We start from the raw sequence: 20,690 nt of genomic DNA, 5'->3' as shown, positions 1-20,690 counted from the left end.
GCGGGAGCTTCCGCCGGCCTCGGGGGGTGGGCGGGTGTGCCGGGCGCGCGGGCGCCGGGGCCGCAGGCTCATGTGCGCCCCGGAAAACCACTGCCGCCGCGCATGCGCCCGCTGGCACCATGCGCCCATGCCTTTCAAGATCTCCGACATCGTCGCGTCCGGCACCCTGGCCCGACGTCAGCAGCCGACGCTCCCCGCCCCCGGCGGCCTGGTACTGCGCCCCTGGGAGGCCGCCGACGCCCCGGCCGTGTACGAGGCGTTCCAGGATCCCGTGATCCAGCGCTGGCACGCGCGCGTGGCGGACTCGGAGAGCGAGGTGCGCGGCTGGATAGAGGGCTGGCGCACGGTGTGGGCGGACGAGCGCGACGCGTACTGGGCGGTCGCCGACGCGGACACGGACGAGGTGGTCGGCCGGGTCGCCCTGCACTTCATCGTCCTCGGTGACGGCCAGGCCGAAGTCGCGTACTGGACCATGCCGTCGGCGCGCGGCAAGGGCGTCGCCCCGCGCGCGGTCACCGCCCTCGCAGAGTGGGCCTTCGACGAGGTGGGCCTGCACCGCCTGGAGTTGAGCCACTCGACGGCGAACGAGGCGTCCTGCCGCGTCGCCCTGAAGACCGGCTTCGCGGCGGAGGGCACGAAGCGCAGCGCCCTGCTGCACGAGGACGGCTGGCACGACATGCATCTGCATGCGCGGATCAGGGAGGACGGGCCTGCCGCGTCGGCGTGACGCCGGTGCGGCGGCGGGCCCGGTCGCCTCCGCGGTGGCCGGGCGCGGTTACGCCGTCTTCTCCTGCTCCGCCTCCACCTGGGCGTTCCACTCCCGCTTGGAGGCCTGCCAGCCGTCCTCGTTGTGGCCGAGGCGCCAGTAGCCGGAGATGGAGAGCTGCTCGCGGGGGATCTCGCGCTCCACGCGCAGGTAGCGGCGGAGTTCCTTCACGAAGCCCGCCTCGCCGTGCACGAAGGCCTGCGGCTCGCCCGCGGGGAACTCCAGGGAGCGCACGGCCTCGACGAGGAGTTCGCCGACCGGGCGGTCGCCGCGGTGCAGCCAGACGATCTCCGCGTCCGTCGCGATCTTCTGCTCCTCCTCGGCGCCCTCGACCTCGATGAAGATGTGGGCGACGGCGTCCCGGGGAAGCGCCTCGGCCGCCGCGGCGATCGCCGGCAGGGCGCTCTCGTCGCCGGCGAGGAGGTGCCAGTCGGCGTCCGCGCCCGGGGCGTACGCACCGCCCGGACCCTGGAAGCGCACCGTGGCGCCCGGCTCGACGTCCCGCGCCCACGGTCCCGCGAGGCCCTCGTCGCCGTGGATCACGAAGTCGAGGGCCAGTTCACGGGTCTCGGCGTCCCACCAGCGCACCGTGTACGTCCGGGTCACCGGCCACTGCTCGCGCGGGAGCTCCTCGCGGATCCGCTGGAGGTCGAAGGGCTCGGGGTAGCTGACGCCCTCGGCGTCGAAGAGCAGCTTCACGTAGTGGTCGGTGCACCCTGCGGTGGTGAACGCGGCGAGGCCCTCGCCGCCGAGGATCACGCGCTGCATGTGCGGGGTCAGCCGTTCCGTGCGCACGACCTGCGCGACGTGGGCCTTCGGTGCTTTGCGTGCCGGACGTTCTGCCATGGCGGCGGCCTCCCCTGATCCAACAAGTACTTAGGTTTACCTAAGCTAACACCTCACTCGTGGAGGGTGGAGAGCAGGCGCGTCAGCGAACCGCCCAGGCCCCAGCGGTCCGCGAGCCCGTCGAGGGCGGCGGGATCGCGGGGCGCCCGCGGAAGAGCGAGGTCCACTTCCGGCAGGGGGACGTCGCCCGCCACCCGTACGACCTTCGGCGCGACCGCCACGTACGCGCGGGACTCATCGAGCCGCTTGCGCTGGGAGGGGGTGAGCTTCGACTTCGGGTCGTCGACCGCGGCCATGATCCCGGCCAGGTCGCCGAAGGCGTCCAGGAGCTTGGCGGCGGTCTTCTCGCCGATGCCGGGCACGCCCGGCAGGCCGTCGCTGGGGTCGCCGCGCAGCAGCGCCAGGTCGACGTAGCCGGAGCCGTCCACGCCGTACTTCTCGCGCAGCCACGCCTCGTCCGTCATCTGGAGGGTGCCGACGCCCTTGAGGGGATAGAGGACGCGGATGCCGCGCTCGTCGTCGACCAGCTGGTAGAGGTCGCGGTCGCCGGTGACGATGTCGACCGGGCCGCTCGCGCGGCCCGCGAAGGTGCCGATCACGTCGTCGGCCTCGTACGCCTCGACGCCCACGCGCGCGATGCCGAGCGCGTCGAGGACGGCCTCGATGATCGGCACCTGCGGGGAGAGCGTGTCCGGGATCTCCTCGGCGTCCGCGCCCTGGGGGACCTCCTCGGCGACGCGGTGCGCCTTGTAGGAGGGGATGAGCTCGACCCGCCAGTGCGGGCGCCAGTCCGCGTCCATGCACGCGACCAGGTCGTCCGGGCGGTGGTCCTGGACGAGGCGGGTGATGAAGTCGAGGAGTCCGCGCACGGCGTTGACCGGAGTGCCGTCCGGGGCCTTCACCGATTCCGGGACCCCGAAGTAGGCCCGGAAGTAGAGGGACGCCGTGTCGAGGAGCATGAGCCGTCGAGTTCGCTGAGTCACATCGGGCATCATGCCGCACCGCACCGACAGTGCGGCCGCGCTGCGCACGGCGACACCCGCGGAGCGGCGGCACGGGGCCGCCGGGTGGATCACGTTGCGCATCGCGCAGTGCCGTGCCGGTGCACGCAACAAATGTGACCTGGGCCACTCCTTGGTTTGTTCTGTGTAAGTGCGGGAAGGCGCGCATCCGGAGCCAACCAGGTCGAGGATTCAACATTTCGATCGGGTAAGTGGGCAGACCCCGCGATGCTCCACGGCCCGCCGGCGGGGGAGGCGGGCCGTCTTGGTTCAACCCGAGAGGTGTATGTGTCCAGGCTGCAGGCCGAACACTTGTACAAAGTGTTCGGCAGACGACCCGATGACGCGGTGGAGCGACTCCGCCACGGAGCCGACCGAGAGGAACTGCGCGACGAGGGCACCACCGCTGCCGTCATCGACGCCTCCTTCGAGGTCGAGCCGGGCCAGATCTTCGTCGTCATGGGTCTCTCCGGATCCGGCAAGTCCACGTTGCTGCGCATGCTCAACGGACTGTCGGAGCCGACGGCCGGTCACGTGCGCTTCGACGGTCAGGACCTGACCGAGCTGAGCGCCAAGGAGATGCGGGAGGTGCGCTCCAAGAAGATCAGCATGGTCTTCCAGCACTTCGCGCTCTTCCCCCACCGCAGCGTTCTGGAGAACGCCGGATACGGGCTCGAGGTGCAGGGCGTCCCGCGCGCCGAGCGCGAGAAGCGCGCCACCGAGGCACTGGAGCTCGCGGGCCTCAAGGGCTGGGAGAAGTCCTGGCCCGACGAGCTGTCCGGCGGCATGCAGCAGCGCGTGGGCCTGGCCCGCGCGCTGGCCACCGACGCCGACATGCTCCTCATGGACGAGTCGTTCAGCGCCCTCGACCCGCTGATCCGGCGTGACATGCAGGACCAGCTCCTGGTGCTCCAGAAGCGGCTGAAGAAGACCATCGTCTTCATCACCCACGACCTGAACGAGGCCATGCGCCTGGGCGACCAGATCGCCGTCATGCGCGACGGCCGCATCGTCCAGATCGGCACCTCGCAGGACATCCTGGTCACCCCGGCCAACGACTACGTGGCCTCGTTCACGCAGGACGTCGACCGGTCCCGGGTCCTGACCGCGGGCGCCATCATGGCCGACCCCGACCAGGGCTTCGTGCGGGCCGACGCGCCCGCCACGGTCACCGATGACACCCCGATCATCGAGCTGTTCACGCCCTGCTCCACCAGTGACGTGCCGGTCGCCGTGACCGACGCCGACGGCGAGCTCGTCGGTGTGGTGCCGCGGGCGCGTCTGCTCGCCGTACTGGGCGAGCCGATGAGCTCCGAGCCGGAGCCGCAGGACGCGGCCGCCGTCCCCGCGCAGGACGGCGCGAAGGGCGACGGCACGCAGGACAACGGCGGCAAGAACGTGGGCAAGGTGAGCAGCGGTGCCTAGGATTCCCTTCGGCGACTGGGTCAATGACTCGGTCGAATGGCTCAGAACCCACATGGACTGGCTGTTCGACTTCATCAAGACCGTGTTCCAGGACATGTGGGACGGCGTCAACGACGTCCTCTCGGCGCCCGAGCCGCTGCTGATGGCGGGCATCCTCGCCGTCATCGCGTTCTGGCTGCGCGGTGTGGTCGGCGGTGTGCTCGCCTTCGCGGGCTTCGCGTTCATCGTGTCCCTGGAGCTGTGGGACAACGCGATGATGACGCTGTCCCTGGTGCTCGTCTCGACCTTCGTGGCACTGGTGATCGCCGTGCCGCTCGGCATCTGGGCGGCACGCTCCAAGACGGTCAGCGGCATAGTCAGGCCCGTCCTGGACTTCATGCAGACGCTGCCCGCGATGATCTACCTCATCCCGGCCCTGCTGTTCTTCCGGATGGGCGCCCCCGCGGGCATCGTCGCCACCCTCGTCTTCGCGCTCGCCCCCGGCGTGCGCATGACCGAGCTCGGCATCCGGCAGGTCGACAAGGAGCTGGTCGAGGCGGCCGACGCGTTCGGCACCACGCCCCGCAACACGCTCCTGCGCGTTCAGCTGCCCCTCGCGCTGCCGACGATCATGGCCGGTGTCAACCAGGTCATCATGCTCGGCCTCTCCATGGCGGCCCTGACCGGCATGGTCGGCACCCCGGGCCTGGGCGCCGACGTCAACGTGGCCATCGGCCAGCTCGACGTCGGTCTCGGCGCGGAGGCGGGCGTCTCCATCGTGATCCTCGCCATCTACCTGGACCGCGTCACCAGCGGCCTGGGCGGCCAGGTCTCCCCGCTGGGCCGGCGCACGCTCGCCAAGCTGCGGGCCGCACAGGGCCTGAACGTCTGGAACTACCGCCCCCGGCCCGTCGTCGCCATGGTCGGCGTCGTCGTCCTCGCGCTCGTCGCGGGCGGCATGGGCATCTTCGGCGGCACCAAGTCCGAGTCCGTGGCCGATTCCAAGAACGTGGGCCAGGGCAAGGAACTCAAGATCGGCTACATCCCCTGGGACGAGGGCGTCGCCTCCACCTTCCTCTGGAAGGAGATCCTGGAGCAGCGCGGGTTCAAGGTGAACGCCAGCCAGCTCGACGCGGGCCCGCTCTACACCGCGCTCTCGCAGGGCGACGTCGACTTCCAGACCGACTCCTGGCTGCCGACCACGCACGCCACGTACTGGAAGAAGTACGGCAAGCAGCTGGAGGACCTCGGTCCCTGGTACGGCGAGACGTCCCTCGAGCTCACCGTCCCCTCGTACATGAAGGGCATCGACTCGCTCGACGACCTCAAGGGCAAGGGCGGCAAGTTCGACGGCAAGATCACCGGCATCGAGGCGAGCGCCGGCGAGATGCAGCTGCTCAAGAGCAAGGTGCTCAAGGAGTACGGCCTCGACAAGGAGTACAAGGTCGTCGACGGCTCGACGCCGGCGATGCTGGCCGAGCTGAAGGCCGCGTACGCCAAGAAGGAGCCGATCGTCGTCCCGCTGTGGTCGCCGCACTGGGCCTACAACGACTTCGACCTGAAGAAGCTCAAGGACCCGAAGGGTGCCTGGGGCAAGGGCGACGGCGTGCACTCGCTGGCGCGCAAGGGCTTCTCCAAGGAGAACCCCGAGGTCGGCAAGTGGCTGAAGAACTTCAAGCTGGACGAGAAGCAGCTCACCAGCCTTGAGGCGGAGATCAACAAGGCGGGCAAGGGCAAGCAGCAGGACGCCGTCCGCGCCTGGCTGAAGAAGAACCCGAAGCTGGTCGACAAGCTGGCTCCGCTGCCCAAGAACTCGGGCAACGGCGAGTCGAAGCGCCCGCTGAAGGCCGCCTACTTCGCGTGGGACGAGAACATCGCCGTCACCAACCTGTGGAAGCGGGTCCTGGAGAAGCGCGGCTACAAGATGGAGCTGACGCCGGCCGACGTGGGCCCCGCCTACACCGGTCTCGGACAGGGCGACATCGACCTCAACCTCGACGCGTGGCTGCCCACCGCCCAGAAGACGTACTGGGACAAGAACAAGGCCAACCTCAAGGACCTCGGCTCCTGGTACAGCCCGACGTCCCTGGAGGTCGCCGTCCCGTCCTACGTCAAGGACGTGAAGTCCCTGGCGGACCTCAAGGGCAAGGGCGACAAGTTCAAGGGCAAGATCATCGGCATCGAGCCGGGCACCGGCGTGATGCAGGCCCTCAAGGACAAGGTCCTGCCGGGCTACGGTCTCGACAAGGAGTACGAGATCGCCGCGGGCTCGACCCCGGCGATGCTCACCGAGCTGAAGACCGCGTACGCGAAGAAGGAGCCGGTCGCGGTCCTGCTCTGGTCGCCGCACTGGGCGTACAACGAGTACGACCTGACCAAGCTGAAGGACCCCAAGGGTGGCTTCGGCAAGGGCGACACGATCCGCACGCTCTCCAACAAGGACTTCCCCCAGCAGTACCCGCAGCTCACCAAGTGGCTCAAGAACTTCCACATGAGCGAGCAGCAGCTGGCCGGTCTGGAGAACGAGATCAACAAGGCGGGCAAGGGCAATGAGCCCAAGGCCGTCGACGCCTGGCTGAAGAAGAACCCGGGCTTCGAGGAGAAGATGACGGCCACGAAGTAGGCCGCAGCCTCCACCGTCCCCGAGGGGTGGGCATCGCCGTGTGGCGAAGCCCACCCCTCGGGGCGTTCCGGGCGGGCCCGCGCGCTGCCTAACCTCGACTGGACCCCGCCCGTCCGGCGCGGGCGACCGGGCCCCGGCCCCCGGACATCCGAACGTGAGTACCCACCCGTGACCGCAAGGCAGCCCAGGACGGCCCTCTTCGCCGCCGCCGTCGCGCTGGCCCTGGCCGCCGCCCTGCTCCTCGCGCAGCTCGCGCGGGCGGACGCGGACCCCGCCTCCGCGGGCACCGCCCGCCTCGCCGCGCTCGCAGGGGACGTCACCGCCGCCGACGGCCACCGCTACGACACGCGGGACCACACCGGGCGCACCATGGACGCCGCCCAGATCCAGCAGACCCCGGACGGCAGCTACCTCGCCGTCTACCACACGCTCCTGGCCGACGGCCGCTTCCACGCCGCCGTCGCCACCTCCGCCGACCTGCGCCACTGGCAGCGCCGCCACGACTTCGGGCCCGGCACCCACCAGGCGTCCCTCGCGCACGACGGCCGCGGCGGATACGTCCTCGCCTACGAGAAGGACCCGCGCAACCACATCGCGGTGCGCGCCTACCCGCACCTGGCGGCGCTCCTGCACGGGCACGCCCACCGGGCCTTCGACGCGCCCCTGACCCTCTCGCGCTGCGCCGAGGGCACCCCCAGCATCACCGCCGTGCGCGGCGCCACGATCCACCTCACCGGGCACTACCGGGCGGGCTGCGACACCGACCGCCAGCTGCGGGCCTCCCTCACCGGCTTCCGGCACTGGCACGCCGAGCCCGACCGGCGCCTGGACCGCGCCGTGCAGAGCCGGGGCAACGGCGGCAACATCGGCGACCGGGCGCCCGTCGAGCTCGGCGGGCAGCGCGTGGTGCTGATCGAGGGGCAGGGGCGCCGCGGTGACTTCGGCAGCTGGGCCACCTACGCGTACGACCCCTCGAGTGGCCGCGCGGACCGCCTCGACATCCGCACGCACGGCGGCAGCCGCGCCTTCGCCAATCCCTCGGCCACGCTGCTGACCGATCCGCGGGGCCAACCCGCCCTGCTCGTCAGCCTGTTCGTGCCGAGTGAAGGTTCGGCCCCCGGCGAGTCCGGGCAACTGCTCTACTGGCACGAGCTGTAGGAGGCCGTCTCGGCAACGGGGCAAAACCGTTGGGCGAACATGCGTAGGGTGCAGAAAACCCCTCAGGGTTGAGAGCGGGCCGACGCGCTGAAGGGAGCCGGGGCGATGGACGAGCACAAGGAGACCCTCCGGGTGGGCTCGGCCGTGCGGCGACGCCGCCGGCAGCTGGAGCTCACCCTCGCCGTCGTCGCCCGGCGCAGCGGCCTCTCGGTGCCGTTCCTCAGCCAGATCGAGAACGAGCGCGCCCGCCCCAGCATGCGCTCCCTGCAGCGCGTCGCCGACGCCCTGTGCACCACCGACGTCGAACTCCTCGCCGCCGCCGACCCCGCCCGCACCGTCGAGGTGGTCCGCGCGGGCGACGACACGGACCTGGACGGCTCCACGCCCGCCGCCCGCGTGCGCGAGCTGGCGCGCGGGCACCACCAACTGCACGCCCTGGAGTTCATCGGGGACCACGACGAGGGGCGCGAGTTCCAGCACCGCAACGACGAGTTGATGTACGTGCTGGAGGGCGCGGTCGAGATGGAGGCCGAGGGCCGCGCCTACCGTCTCGGGCGCGGCGACACCCTCTTCCTCTCGGGCGGGGTGCGCCACCGCTGGCGGGCCACCGTGCCCGACACCCGGGTCCTGGTGGTCGCCGTGGGGGACCACATCGAGGCCGTCGACGACAAGGGGCGCTGACGTGCCGCTCGCGCGCGGCCCGCTGCGGGTCGTCTCGCTGGTGCCCTCGCTGACCGAGGCGGTCGCCGTGACCGTGCCGGGCGCGCTGGTCGGGGCGACCGACTGGTGCAGCCACCCGGCGGACCTGGACGTGACGCGGGTGGGCGGCACCAAGAACCCCGACGTGGCCCGCGTCGTGTCCCTCGCCCCCGATCTGGTCGTGGCCAACGAGGAGGAGAACCGGGCGCCCGACCTCGCGGCGCTGCGCGCGGCAGGCCTCCAGGTCCTGGTGACCGAGGTGCGCACCCTGCCCGAGGCCTTCCGGGAGCTGACCCGGGTCCTCGCGGCGTGCGGGGCCGAGCGGCCCCGGTGGCTGGAGGAGGCCGAGGCGGCGTGGTGGGATCCGCCCTGCCCGTCCGTCCGGCTGCGGGCGGCGATCCCGATCTGGCGGCGGCCCTGGATGGTCCTCGGACGCGACACGTTCGCGGCGGACCTCCTCGCCCGCATGGGCGTCGACAACGCGTACGCCGCTCACGCCGAGCGCTATCCGCGCGTGCCGATCGAGGACCTGACCTCGGCCGATCTCGACCTGGTGGTGCTGCCCGACGAGCCGTACCGCTTCACGCGCGACGACGGCCCCGAGGCGTTCCCGACACGCACACCGGTAGCTCTCGTCAGCGGCCGCCACCTCACCTGGTACGGGCCGTCGCTGACGGAGGCGCCCGTGGTTCTCAGCGCGGCGCTGCGAGCAGCGGTTCGCTAGCCCCCGGGCCGTCTACTCGGCCGGCCGAATGCCGAGGTGTTTTGCGAAGAGTTGCAGCAGGTGACGGATGCGTACCGCCCGGTCGGACCTGTATGGCAGGGTCGTCAAGAAGTTCTGCAGGCGTTCTGCGGACGTGGCGTCGAGGGCGAACGGCGAGAAGGTCAGCTGTTTTTCCAGTGCGTTGAGGGCCCAGAGCTGGCCGAACGGTTTGTCCTCGAGAATGGCGATCTCCACGAGGCGGGGAATCAAATCTGTGTGGGAATGCACGCACATTGCGGCGAAGCCGACGAGCCTGAGGCCTCGGTCCGTCGATTCCAGGAAAGGTACGGGATCGAAATTGGCGCGTTCCCTTGTCTCTGCCTTCATGCGGCTGACGATTTCTGTCATCGCCTCGGTGCGCTCGACGCCGCTCGGCATGGCAAGCCGAATCTCGTTGTACTCCTGAGCCATCAGGCCCAGGACGTCGCCGGCCGCCGGTTCGGTTTCTGCGTTCCCAGAGCGGAGGCGCTGCACGCTCTCGTAGAGGTCCGTCTCCGTCACGTGCAGTGCTTCTCGGATTTCCTCCGCCGAACGCCCGCTCTCCTCAGCTTGTTCCTTCGCCTCCCTGGTCTCTTCCTGTATTCGCTCTATCTGTTTCTTGAAAGTGATCCCGAAAACCGACACCTCCGAGAAGAAGACACCCGTGAGGAGGGCGATGGCGGCCAGCACAATCCCCATGACCGGTGGATCGGTGCTTGAGACGTGGCGGCATACGTTCACCACGGCACCCCTGCTCGTGACCTGCTCCTCGCATACTTTTACCGAGAAGAAGATCGCAGCGAGACCACCCAGGAGAAGAATGATCAAAATGCTGGTGAAGATTTTCGCGATCGGATGTGTGGAGATCTCGGCATGCTTCATGTGAGCCTCCATGGAGAAGCGGTCGAGTCCTCGCTGAAAGGACCGGTCGCTGAATCCCATCGGGTGAGAAGGGCGCGGGCAATGCAACCTTCAGCCGTCACAAGCCCTGACTGCGCCACGAAAGCCGGGTGCTGAAACGCCTCCGTGATACGGCCGGGTGCTCGCGAGCCGCGCCATCCACCGTCACTCGTGGACCTGGCTCGGCGTCCCGTGGCCGAAAGCCGTCACGCCTCGGCAGGGACGGAAGCTACTTTCGTGCGGGCGCTGCGAGCAGCTTCCCGGTGAGGAGGCCGTGTGCCGTGTGGGTCAGGGCCACGGTCCAGGCCGTCACCAGGAGGGCGAAGAGGGCCGTCGCGAGCCATTCGTACACGGCGAGGCCGGTGTGGAGGGCCAGGCCCTCCGCGCCCGTCACGCAGGTCCCGACGGGGAAGGTGAACGCCCACCAGGTCATCGCGAAGCCCATCCCGCGGCGCCGGGCGCGCGCCACCAGGGCCGCGGCGAGCGCCAGCCACATCAGGGCGAAGCCCGTCACGGGTACGCCGTAGAGCACGGCGAAGGCGAGGAAGCCGCTCTCCAGCGGGGCGGGGACGACGCCCGGTGCGAAATCGGCGAACTTGTTGGCCGCGGTCGTCGACTGGCCCAGCGGGCCGAGCACCAGGAACAGGGTGGGGGTGAGCGCCAGGGGCAGCGGGCCCGCGGTCACCAGGCGGGCGAAGATCACCGGCAGCATCACCAGGGTCGCGAGCAGGCTCAGGCCGAACATCGCGAAACAGGCGTACAGCATCGTCTGCTGTGCCTGGCCCGCGGGCAGGTGCGGGACGAGCAGCGGGCCGACGGCCGCCGACACCATGGGGGCCACCACGGGCAGCAGCCACACGGGGGAGGCCTGGTCGGCGGCGATGCGGTGCCTGGCCACCATGAGGTACGGGACGGCGACGGCGGCCGCCAGGCCGATGGCCGTGCCCGCGGCGAACAGCACGAGGTCGACGGCGAGGGCGGCCGGGGCGCCGATCCAGTCCTTGCCGACGGTCAGCGTGCCCGCCCCGACCGCGAGCAGTGCCATCGACAGGCAGCCGTAGAAGGGCGCGACCGCGGGGTCGAGGAGGTGCGCGCGGGCCTGGTCGCGGTGGTGGGTCCAGTGCGCGGCACGGGCGGCGAGCAGGACGAGGAGCATCGCGAAGGAGAGCGCCCAGAAGGCGGTGCAGGCCGTGCGCAGCCCCGTGAACCCGTACGGCAGCGTCGCGCCCGCGTTGGCGATGATGGCGGTGCCCATGACGGAGGCGTACCAGTTCGGCCCGAGGTGACGGACCGGGAGGGCGCGGGCGACGACGGCGGTGGCGGCGGGTGCGGGGTGTGCGGGATGCGCGGGGTGTGCGGTGGTGACCATGAGACCACGGTCCTCCGGGGTGGGGGCCGCGACCAGGGAGCACTCTTCTATGGGGGCATAAGCTGACTTTATGAGTACGTCGCCCGCGTCCCCGGAGCCCGCCGCACCCACCGCCCCTCCCGACGTCACGGAGGTATCGCTCGCGCACCGCGTGCCCGACCTCGGCGCGCTCCAGCTGCTGCTCGCCGTGGCCAGACTCGGCAGCCTCGGGCGGGCCGCGCGGGAACTGGGCATCACCCAGCCCGCGGCGAGCAGCCGGGTGCGCGCCATGGAGCGGCAGCTGGGCGTCGCGCTGGTCGACCGGTCGCCCAGGGGCTCGCGCCTCACGGACGCGGGCGCCCTGGTCACCGACTGGGCGGGCCGGATCGTGGAGGCGGCGGAGGCCTTCGACGCGGGGGCGCAGGCGCTGCGCGTCCGGCGGGACTCGCGGCTCCGGGTCGCGGCGAGCATGACGATCGCCGAGTACCTGCTGCCGGGCTGGCTCATCGCCCTGCGGACCCAGCGGCCGGACACGGCCGTCTCGCTGCTCGCGGGCAACTCCACCGCCGTCGCCGCCCGGCTGCTGGCCGACGAGGCGGACCTCGGCTTCGTCGAGGGGCTCACGGTCCCCGCCGGGCTCGACGACGTGGTCGTCGCCCACGACCGCCTGGTCGTCGTGACGGCGCCGGGGCACCCGTGGGCGCGGCGCAGGAAGCCGCTCGCCGCCGAGGAGCTCGCGGCGACACCCCTGATCCTGCGCGAGGAGGGCTCGGGCACCCGGCAGGTCCTGCACGCGGCGCTCGGCGGCCTCGCCCGCCCCCTGATCGAGCTGTCGTCGACGACGGCGGTGAAGGCCTCGGCGGTCAGCGGCGCGGGCCCCTCGGTCCTCAGCGAGCTCGCGGTGGGCGAGGAGCTGGCGGCCCGGCGCCTGGTGGAGATCCCGCTGGCGGACGTACGGCTGCGCAGGGAGCTGCGAGCGGTCTGGCCGACGGGCCACCGCCCCGCGGGCCCGGGCCGGGATCTGCTGGCGCTGACCAGGAGCGGGTCGGGGACCCGAGCCGGTGGGGGGACCCGAGGCGCTGGAGGGACCCGAGGCGGCGCGGGGGAGAGGGCGCGGAGCGGGCGACGCGAACCGTAAGGCACATGGCGTGAGGCAAGTGAGGTGAGGCAGGTGAGGTGAGACAAGTGAGGTGGGTAAGCGAAGCGGTGCCGCGCGGCCCGTCGAGGGGGAGCCCGCGGAGGGTCACGCCAACATCACCGCCACCCTGAGCCTGCTGCCGCTGGCCGCTGGCCGCTGGCCGGGGGAGGAGGGAGATGGGCGAGCTGGAGACGGGTCTCCTCCAGAGGGCGCGGGGCGGGTCCGACCTGGCCCGAGATCGCCTCGCGGATCGGGCCCGGCACCCCGCAGGCGGCCCGCAGCGGTACGAGCGACCGGTGTCGCGCACGGCGGGCGACGCGGAGTGGCGCGCGGGGAGGTGGGGGCACGTGTCTGGCGTCGGCCCGGGCACCCGCCCACCATGGGGGCATGAACGTGACCGCGCCTCCCGCGACCGGCGTCCGGACGCCGTGGCGTCAACTCCCCGCGCACGTACGGGGAGCGGTGGAGGCCGCGCTCGGCGCGCCCGTCGTCGAGGCGGTCACCCAGCGCGGCGGGTTCTCGCCCGGCGTCGCCGCGCGGGTGCGCCTCGCCGACGGCCGGCGGGCGTTCGTCAAGGCCGTCAGTGCCGAGGTCAACCCCGGCAGCCCCCTCCTGCACCGCGCCGAGGCGCGCAACGCCGCCGCCCTGCCGGACGCCGTGCCCGCGCCCCGGCTGCTCGCCGCCCACGACGACGGCACCTGGGTCGCCCTCGCCTTCGAGGACATCGACGGCAGGCAGCCCCAAGTGCCCTGGCGTGCCGACGAGTTCGGGCGCGTGCTCGACGCGGTGGAATCGCTCGCACGGACCCTGACGTCCGCGCCGTCCGCCGCGCCGCCCGTCGCCGAAGCGGTGACGGGCATCTTCCGCGGATGGGAGCGACTGGCCGAGCAGGGGGCGCGGGCCGACGACAGGCTGGATCCCTGGGTCCGCCGCAATCTGCCCGCGCTCGCCCGACTGGCCGCCCCGTGGAGCGAGTTCGCCTCGGGCGACACCCTCGCCCACGGCGACCTGCGCGCCGACAACATGCTGCTCACGGCCGACGGCCGGGTCGTCTTCGTCGACTGGCCGCACGCCCTGCGCGCCGCCCCCTGGTTCGACCTGCTGCTCATGCTGCCGTGTGTGCGGGCCCAGGGCGGGCCCGACCCGGAGGAGGTGTTCACCGGCCGGCGGCTGGGCGCGGACGCCGACCCGCGGGGCGTCACCGCGACGCTGGCCGGGCTCGCCGGGTACTTCGTGCGGCAGTCCCTGCGGCCCGCCCCGGCAGGCCTGCCGACGCTGCGCGCCTTCCAGGCCGCCCAGGGCGCCGCCGCCGTGGCCTGGCTCAGGACGCGGCTCGGACCAGTGCTGCCATGACGCGGGTGTCCTCGCCCATCTCCGGGTGCCACTGCACGCCGAGCGCCCAGGCGGGGCCGGGGAGCTCGACCGCCTCGACGGTGCCGTCCTCCGCGTACGCCGACACCACCAGGTCCCTGCCCAGGCGGTCCACCGCCTGGTGGTGGTAGGCGGGGACGTCCGTGGAGGCGTCCGGCACGATCGACTCGTAGAGCGTGCCGGGCACCGGCTTCACCGCGTGCGTGCCGAACACGCCCAGCCGCTCCGTGTGCCCCTCCAGGTGCTGGACCAGCGTCCCGCCGAGTGCCACGTTCATCAGCTGCATGCCCCTGCAGATGCCGAGCAGTGGCGTCCCGGACGCCAACGCGGCTTCGATGAGGGCGAGTTCCCAGGCATCCCGCTCCGGTGCGGGCGGCCCGGTGCGCTCCTCGCGCACCGCGCCGTACCGCGCGGGCTCGACGTCGGGGCCGCCCGCGACGACCACGGCGTCGAGCCGGGCGACGACGGACGCCGCGAGCGCGGGGTCGTCCGGCGGCAGCATCGCGGCGATGCCGCCCGCCGCCCGCACGAGGCGCGGATAGCCGGCGGGCAGCAGGGCGGCGGGCAACCGCCACACGCCCCAGCTCACCGTGGACTCCAGGTAGGTGCTGACCCCGATCAGCGGCTTGCCGCTCACTGCGCTCTCCCTCGTCATGGTCATCAGTCGCGTGCCAACTCTGCCTCGGCCGCCGCGAGCGCCGCGAACTCCTCCTCCGGCGCGCGCGCCACGAGGTGCTTGCGGCTGTACATCCCGAAGTAGGCGATGGCGACCACGTACACGGCGAGGGCGATGAGCGCGGCCGTGACGTCCACCAGGAAGGTGGCGACCAGCGCCGCACAGGCGAGGACGAGCGCGACGGACGAGGTCAGCACGCCGCCGGGGGTGCGGTAGGGCCGTTCCAGGTCCGGCTCGCGGCGGCGCAGCACGATGTGCGAGAGCGACATCAGGGCGTACGAGATGGTCGCGCCGAACACGGCGACGTTCAGCATCCGGGCGCCGTCACCGGTCGCCGCGGCCAGCCCGAAGCCGATCGCGCCCGGGACGAGCAGGCCCAGGTAGGGGGCCTTGCGGCTGCTGGTGAGCGAGAGGAATCGGGGGAGGTAGCCGGCCCGCGAGAGCGCGAAGAGCTGGCGCGAGCCCGCGTAGATGAGGGAGAAGAAGGAGGCGACCAGGCCCGCGAGGCCCGCGTAGTTGATGACGCGGCTCAGGCCGGTCGCCCTGCCGTCCGGCTGCAGGGCCTCCACCAGCGGGTTGCCGGCCGACTGGATGGCCGCGGAGCCGCGGGCGCCCGCCGACGCGAAGAAGGTGAGCAGGGCCAGGACGACCAGGATGAACAGCGACCAGCGGATGGCGCGCGGCAGCGTGCGCGCCGGGTCCCTGGTCTCCTCGGCGGCCAGCGGTACGCCCTCCACGCCCAGGAAGAACCACATGCCGAACGGGAAGGCCGCCCAGATGCCCAACAGGCCGAGCGGGAGCCAGGAGTTGGCGCCGAACGCGTCGTGGTCGACCGCGATGTCGTTGAGCTTGGAGGCGTCGAAGTCCATGAACGCGCCGACCGCGAAGACCAGCAGCGCGACCACCGCGATGCCGGTGACGACGAAGCTGAACCGCAGGGCCTCGCCGACGCCCCACAGGTGGATGCCTATGAAGATCACGAAGCAGGCCAGGTAGACGGGCCAGCCCGAGGTGAGGCCGAAGAGGCCGAGCGACTCGACGTAGTCGCCGATGAAGATGGAGATCGCGGCCGGTGCCAGGATGTACTCGATGAGGATCGCCGTGCCGGTCAGGAAGCCGCCCCACGGGCCGAGCGCCCGCCGCGCGAAGCCGTAGCCGCCGCCCGCGGTGGGCAGCACGGACGACAGTTCGGCCAGCGAGAAGACCATGCAGGCGTACATCACGCCCATGAGGGCCATCGCGATGCCGAGGCCGCCGAAGCCTCCCTCCGCGAGCCCCGAGTTCCAGCCGGAGTAGTCGCCGGAGACGACATAGGCGACGCCGAGGCCGGTGAGCAGTACCCAGCCCGCGTTGCCCCTGCGGAGCGTTCTGCGCTCCAGATAGTCGTCCGCCGGTTCGGCGGTACCCGGCTTGCTGGACTCCACGGTCATGGCACGGCTCCTATGCGGCGGCACTGGGATGTGGCGGCGGGGTGACTCAATGGAACGGATCCATACCTTTGCCGTGCCGGGTGGCGGAAATCAAGACCCGTGCGTTACTACGTGGTTAACGCGTGCTCACCGAACCGGGCGCCGCGCCCCCTCTCACGTCAGAAAGCCCCGCAGCAGGGCGGCCGTCCCCGCGCAGTGTTCGCGCATCATCTCCCGCGCTCCGTCGGCGTCCCCGTCGAGCACCGCCTCGACGAGTGCGGTGTGCTGGCGCTGCGAATGCTCCAGGTTCCGTACCAACAGCGGGATGCAGTCCAGGAGATCGTTGACGGTCGCCCGGACCGCCGCGTACTGGGCGGTGAGCGTCGGCGAGCCGCACAGCTCGGCGAGCGTGAGATGCAGCAGGGTGTCCAGCCTGCGGTACGCGGAGAGGGGGGCGTCGTGCGTCTGTGCCAGGGCCGTGCGCAGCCGCTCCGCCTGCTCGTCGCTCAGGCCGTGCGCCGCGCAGAGCCCGGCCGCGCCGACCTCGAGGACCTCGCGGAAGCGCAGCGCGTCCTCGACGTCGACGCCCCGGATGCGGCGGCGGAGCTCGTCCTCGCCGGGCGCCTCCGGGCGCGGCCGCACGAAGGTGCCGCCGTACCGTCCGCGCCGCGACTCGACCAGGCCCTGGTCCTGCAGCACCTTCAGGACCTCGCGCAGGGTGACCCGGCTGATGCCGAGGCGGTCGGCCAACTCCCTTTCCGACGGCAGGCGTTCGCCGCCGGGCACCAGGCCAAGGCGGACGACCTGGAGGATCTGCTCCAGAGCCTCCTCGAAGCCGTTGCCCGCCCGCACCGTGCGCAGTACCGGTGTCAGCCGGTCGTCGTCCTGCGCGGGCGAGACGCCGCCCCGGGTGCCCTCCGCGGCGTTCTCTTCCGTGTTCTCTTCCGTGTGCGACATGCCCGTACCCCCTTCCCAAGCAATGGTTCTCCGCAATACCTTATGGCTCCCGGCTGACCCAAGGAGGCTTTTCCCGTGGCAGACCGCACACCCCCGCTCGGCGTCGAGGAGCTGCGCGCCCTCGTCACGAGCGGCGAGATCGACACTGTCGTCCTGGCGTTCCCCGATATGCAAGGGCGGCTCCAGGGCAAGCGGTTCGCCGCCCGCTTCTTCCTCGACGACGTCCTCGAGCACGGCACGGAGGGCTGCAACTACCTCCTCGCCGTCGACGCGGACATGAACACCGTCGACGGCTACGCGATGTCCTCCTGGGACCGCGGCTACGGCGACTTCGCCATGCACGCCGACCTCTCCACCCTGCGCCGGGTCCCCTGGAACGAGGGCACCGCGATGCTCATCGCGGACCTCGCCTGGAATGACGCCTCACCCGTCGTGGCCGCGCCCCGGCAGATCCTGCGCCGCCAGCTCGAGCGCCTCGCGGAGCTCGGGTTCACCGCGCACGTGGGCACGGAGCTCGAGTTCATCGTCTTCAAGGACACCTACGAGCAGGCCTGGGACGCCGGGTACAAGGACCTCACCCCGGCCAACCAGTACAACATCGACTACTCCGTCCTCGGGACCGGCCGGATCGAGCCCCTGCTGCGCCGCATCCGCAACGACATGGCCACCGCCGGGCTCGTCGTCGAGTCGGCCAAGGGTGAGTGCAACCCGGGCCAGCACGAGATCGTGTTCCGCTACGACGAGGCCCTCGTCACCTGCGACCAGCACGCCATCTACAAGACCGGCGCCAAGGAGATCGCGTCCCAGGAGGGTGTCTCACTCACCTTCATGGCCAAGTTCAACGAGCGCGAGGGCAACTCCTGTCACATCCACCTCTCGCTCCAGGACGCCGACGGCACCAACGTCATGGCCGGTGACGGCCCCGGCGGCATGTCGCCCGTCATGCGTCACTTCCTCGCGGGCCAGCTCGCGGCCCTGCGCGACTTCTCCCTCCTCTACGCGCCCAACATCAACTCCTACAAGCGGTTCAGGCCCGGCACGTTCGCGCCGACCGCCGCCGCCTGGGGCCACGACAACCGCACCTGCGCGCTGCGCGTCGTCGGCCACGGCCGCTCGATGCGCTTCGAGAACCGTCTGCCGGGCGGCGACGTGAACCCGCACCTCGCGGTCGCGGGCCTGGTCGCCGCGGGCCTGTACGGCATAGAGCACCAGCTCGAACTGCCCGAGGAGTGCACCGGAAACGCCTACACCGGCGACTACGAGCACGTTCCCGCCACCCTGCGCGAGGCCGCCGAGCTCTGGGAGAACAGCCCCATCGCCAAGGCCGCCTTCGGCGACGAGGTGGTCGCGCACTACCGCAACATGGCGCGGGTCGAGCTGGACGCCTTCGACTCCGCGGTGACCGACTGGGAGCTCCGCCGCTCCTTCGAACGCATGTGAGGTCCTTCTTGTCGAACGAGCACGCCCCCGAGCAGCCGCACGAGCACCACGTGCTGAACCCGGCGACCGAGGAGGTCGTCGCGACCGTCCCCGCCGCCACCGCGCAGGACGTCGACGCGGCCGTCGCCCGCGCCGCGCGGGCCCAGGCCGAGTGGGCCGCGGCGGCCCCCGCCGACCGCGCCCGGCTCCTGCGCCGCTTCGCCGCCCAGGTCGACGAACACCTCGAAGAGCTGGCCGGCCTCGAAGTGCGCGAGGCGGGCCACCTCATCGGCAACGCCCGCTGGGAGGCCGGCAACGTCCGAGACCTCCTGGACTTCGCGGCCGGGGGAGTGGAGCGCCTGAACGGCCGGCAGATCCCGGTCCCCGGCGGCCTGAACGTCACCGTCCTCGAACCCCTCGGGGTCGTCGGCGTCATCGCCCCCTGGAACTTCCCCATGCCGATCGCGGCCTGGGGCACGGCCCCCGCCCTCGCGGCCGGCAACGCGGTGATCCTCAAGCCCGCCGAGACGACCCCGCTCACCGCACTGCGCCTCGCCGAACTCGCCCTGGCCGCAGGGCTTCCCGAGGGCCTCTTCCAGGTCCTGCCCGGCGCCGGCGACGTCGCGGGCAACGCCCTGGTCGAGCACCCCGGCGTCGCCAAGATCGTGTTCACCGGCTCCACCCGCGTCGGCAAGCAGATCATGGCCAAGTGCGCCGACCGCGTGAAGCGCCTGACCCTCGAACTCGGCGGCAAGAGCCCGAACATCGTCTTCGCCGACGCCGACGTGGAGGCCGCGGCGCTCGCCACCCCCATGTCGTACCTCGACAACTCGGGCCAGGACTGCTGCGCCCGCACCCGCGTCCTGGTGCAGCGCTCGGTGTACGAGCGCTTCCTGGAGGTCGTGACGCCGGTCATCGAGTCGATCGTCGTCGGCGACCCGTCCGACGAGAAGACCCAGATGGGCCCGCTGATCTCCAGGTCCCAGCTGGAGCGCGTACGGTCCTACGTGCCGACCGGCGCCGGAATCCACGGCTCCGCGCCCGAGGGTCCCGGCTTCTGGTTCCCGCCGACGCTGCTCACCGACGCCGCCGCCGACTCGCCGGTGGCCCTGGAAGAGGTGTTCGGCCCCGTCGCCGTCGTCCTGCCCTTCGAGGACGAGGCCGACGCGATCCGGCTGGCCAACGCCACCGAGTACGGCCTGTCCGGCTCGATCTGGACCCGGGACGTGAGCCGGGCGCTGCGCGTCTCCGGGGCCGTCCGGGCCGGCAACCTCTCCGTCAACTCGCACTCCAGCGTGCGCTATTGGACCCCCTTCGGGGGTTACAAGCAGTCCGGACTCGGCCGTGAACTCGGCCCGGACGCGCTCGCCGCTTTCACGGAAACCAAGAACGTCTTCATCAGCACGGAGGCCTGAGCACCCATGACCGAAGAAAACATCTGCCGCCGCCTCGTCGGCCGCACCGCCGTCATCACCGGCGCGGGCAGCGGCATCGGCCTCGCCACCGCGCGCCGCCTGGCCTCCGAGGGCGCCCACGTCGTCTGCGGCGACATCGACGAGGGCGCGGGCAAGAAGGCCGCCGAGGAGGTCGGCGGGACCTTCGTGAAGGTCGACGTCACCGACGCCGAGCAGGTCGAGGCGCTCTTCAAGACCGCGTACGACACCTACGGCTCCGTCGACATCGCCTTCAACAACGCGGGCATCTCGCCGCCCGACGACGACTCCATCCTGGACACCGGCCTGGAGGCCTGGAAGCGCGTCCAGGAGGTCAACCTCACCTCCGTCTACCTGTGCTGCAAGGCCGCCATCCCCTACATGCGGCGCCAGGGCAAGGGCTCGATCATCAACACCGCCTCGTTCGTGGCGCGGATGGGCGCGGCCACCTCGCAGATCTCGTACACCGCGTCCAAGGGCGGCGTCCTCGCCATGTCCCGCGAACTGGGCGTGCAGTTCGCCCGCGAGGGCATCCGCGTCAACGCGCTCTGCCCGGGCCCGGTCAACACCCCGCTCCTGCAGGAGCTGTTCGCCAAGGACCCCGAGCGCGCCGCGCGCCGCCTCGTGCACATCCCCGTGGGCCGCTTCGCCGAGGCGGACGAGCTCGCCGCCGCGGTGGCGTTCCTCGCCAGCGACGACTCCTCGTTCGTGAACGCCACCGACTTCCTCGTCGACGGCGGCATCTCCGGCGCGTACGTCACGCCGCTCTAGAGCGTCCACGCAGTTCACCCAGCAGCCAC

General features: G+C 71.6%; 18 protein-coding genes. 11 read left to right on the top strand and 7 right to left on the bottom strand.

Annotated elements, in window-relative coordinates; genetic code table 11:
• Positions 1 to 127: 127 nt before the first annotated feature.
• A complete protein-coding gene (locus ACZ592_RS21945; protein ID WP_471583264.1) occupies positions 128 to 727 on the top strand; it encodes a GNAT family N-acetyltransferase in 600 nt (199 codons plus the stop codon).
• Between the two features lie 48 nt (positions 728 to 775).
• Here ACZ592_RS21945 and ACZ592_RS21940 read toward each other — a convergent pair whose 3' ends face one another.
• Both ACZ592_RS21940 and ACZ592_RS21935 read right to left on the bottom strand, forming a co-directional pair.
• Positions 776 to 1,612, bottom strand: coding sequence for a siderophore-interacting protein (locus ACZ592_RS21940; RefSeq protein WP_471583263.1), 837 nt, complete (start codon positions 1,610 to 1,612; stop codon positions 776 to 778).
• A 53-nt stretch (positions 1,613 to 1,665) separates the two neighbouring features.
• Complete coding sequence (locus tag ACZ592_RS21935; RefSeq protein ID WP_471583505.1) at positions 1,666 to 2,604, bottom strand: 5'-3' exonuclease; 939 nt, start codon at positions 2,602 to 2,604, stop codon at positions 1,666 to 1,668.
• A gap of 297 nt (positions 2,605 to 2,901) precedes the next feature.
• Here ACZ592_RS21935 and ACZ592_RS21930 point away from each other — a divergent pair, with 297 nt between their 5' ends.
• The 5 genes from ACZ592_RS21930 to ACZ592_RS21910 all read left to right on the top strand — a co-directional run bounded on the left by ACZ592_RS21930 (position 2,902) and on the right by ACZ592_RS21910 (position 9,221).
• Positions 2,902 to 4,038, top strand: coding sequence for a quaternary amine ABC transporter ATP-binding protein (locus tag ACZ592_RS21930; RefSeq protein WP_471583262.1), 1,137 nt, complete (start codon positions 2,902 to 2,904; stop codon positions 4,036 to 4,038).
• On the top strand, positions 4,031 to 6,640 hold the full coding sequence (locus tag ACZ592_RS21925; protein ID WP_471583261.1) for an ABC transporter permease/substrate binding protein: 2,610 nt from the start codon (positions 4,031 to 4,033) through the stop codon (positions 6,638 to 6,640). Before ACZ592_RS21930 ends, ACZ592_RS21925 begins: the two co-directional genes overlap by 8 nt.
• Before the next feature lie 168 nt (positions 6,641 to 6,808).
• Positions 6,809 to 7,798 (top strand): hypothetical protein, encoded by a 990-nt coding sequence (locus ACZ592_RS21920; RefSeq protein WP_471583260.1) that lies wholly within the window; start codon positions 6,809 to 6,811, stop codon positions 7,796 to 7,798.
• Between the two features lie 105 nt (positions 7,799 to 7,903).
• The gene (locus tag ACZ592_RS21915; protein ID WP_471583259.1) at positions 7,904 to 8,479 is read left to right on the top strand and encodes a helix-turn-helix domain-containing protein; all 576 of its coding nucleotides are present in this window, start codon (positions 7,904 to 7,906) and stop codon (positions 8,477 to 8,479) included.
• A 22-nt stretch (positions 8,480 to 8,501) separates the two neighbouring features.
• A complete protein-coding gene (locus ACZ592_RS21910) occupies positions 8,502 to 9,221 on the top strand; it encodes a helical backbone metal receptor (protein ID WP_471583504.1) in 720 nt (239 codons plus the stop codon).
• A 12-nt stretch (positions 9,222 to 9,233) separates the two neighbouring features.
• On the opposite strand, the gene ACZ592_RS21905 is transcribed toward ACZ592_RS21910, so the two are convergent.
• Together ACZ592_RS21905 and ACZ592_RS21900 are read right to left on the bottom strand one after the other, a co-directional pair.
• Entirely contained in the window at positions 9,234 to 10,121 is an 888-nt protein-coding gene (locus ACZ592_RS21905) for a hypothetical protein (RefSeq protein ID WP_471583258.1), read from the bottom strand.
• 247 nt (positions 10,122 to 10,368) lie between these two features.
• Entirely contained in the window at positions 10,369 to 11,508 is a 1,140-nt protein-coding gene (locus tag ACZ592_RS21900) for a TDT family transporter (RefSeq protein ID WP_471583257.1), read from the bottom strand.
• Positions 11,509 to 11,578: 70 nt separating this feature from the next.
• Between ACZ592_RS21900 and ACZ592_RS21895 the strand changes: the two genes are divergently transcribed.
• Together ACZ592_RS21895 and ACZ592_RS21890 are read left to right on the top strand one after the other, a co-directional pair.
• A complete protein-coding gene (locus tag ACZ592_RS21895) occupies positions 11,579 to 12,625 on the top strand; it encodes a LysR family transcriptional regulator (protein WP_471583256.1) in 1,047 nt (348 codons plus the stop codon).
• A gap of 387 nt (positions 12,626 to 13,012) precedes the next feature.
• Positions 13,013 to 13,978 carry a phosphotransferase family protein gene (locus ACZ592_RS21890; protein ID WP_471583255.1) on the top strand — a complete coding sequence of 322 codons (966 nt, stop codon included), beginning with the start codon at positions 13,013 to 13,015 and terminating at the stop codon, positions 13,976 to 13,978.
• On the opposite strand, the gene ACZ592_RS21885 is transcribed toward ACZ592_RS21890, so the two are convergent.
• From ACZ592_RS21885 to ACZ592_RS21875, 3 genes are all read right to left on the bottom strand, one after another.
• On the bottom strand, positions 13,947 to 14,651 hold the full coding sequence (locus ACZ592_RS21885; RefSeq protein WP_471583254.1) for a gamma-glutamyl-gamma-aminobutyrate hydrolase family protein: 705 nt from the start codon (positions 14,649 to 14,651) through the stop codon (positions 13,947 to 13,949). The genes ACZ592_RS21890 and ACZ592_RS21885 overlap by 32 nt on opposite strands.
• 5 nt (positions 14,652 to 14,656) lie before the next feature.
• Positions 14,657 to 16,102, bottom strand: a complete 1,446-nt coding sequence (eat, locus tag ACZ592_RS21880; protein WP_471583253.1) for an ethanolamine permease — start codon at positions 16,100 to 16,102, stop codon at positions 14,657 to 14,659.
• Positions 16,103 to 16,255: 153 nt separating this feature from the next.
• Entirely contained in the window at positions 16,256 to 17,038 is a 783-nt protein-coding gene (locus ACZ592_RS21875; RefSeq protein WP_471583252.1) for a FadR/GntR family transcriptional regulator, read from the bottom strand.
• Between the two features lie 75 nt (positions 17,039 to 17,113).
• On the opposite strand from ACZ592_RS21875, the gene ACZ592_RS21870 reads away from it, so the two are divergent.
• From ACZ592_RS21870 to ACZ592_RS21860, 3 genes are read left to right on the top strand one after another with little or no spacing between them, the layout of a single operon-like run.
• Complete coding sequence (locus ACZ592_RS21870) at positions 17,114 to 18,478, top strand: glutamine synthetase family protein (RefSeq protein ID WP_471583251.1); 1,365 nt, start codon at positions 17,114 to 17,116, stop codon at positions 18,476 to 18,478.
• 8 nt (positions 18,479 to 18,486) lie between these two features.
• Complete coding sequence (locus ACZ592_RS21865; protein WP_471583250.1) at positions 18,487 to 19,872, top strand: aldehyde dehydrogenase family protein; 1,386 nt, start codon at positions 18,487 to 18,489, stop codon at positions 19,870 to 19,872.
• A 6-nt stretch (positions 19,873 to 19,878) separates the two neighbouring features.
• The gene (locus tag ACZ592_RS21860; RefSeq protein WP_471583249.1) at positions 19,879 to 20,661 is read left to right on the top strand and encodes a 3-oxoacyl-ACP reductase; all 783 of its coding nucleotides are present in this window, start codon (positions 19,879 to 19,881) and stop codon (positions 20,659 to 20,661) included.
• Positions 20,662 to 20,690: the final 29 nt, after the last annotated feature.

The organism is Streptomyces sp. NPDC040622 (assembly GCF_055593965.1).
Note: the sequence above shows the minus strand (reverse complement) of the source record. Positions and strands in the feature narration are given on the sequence as shown.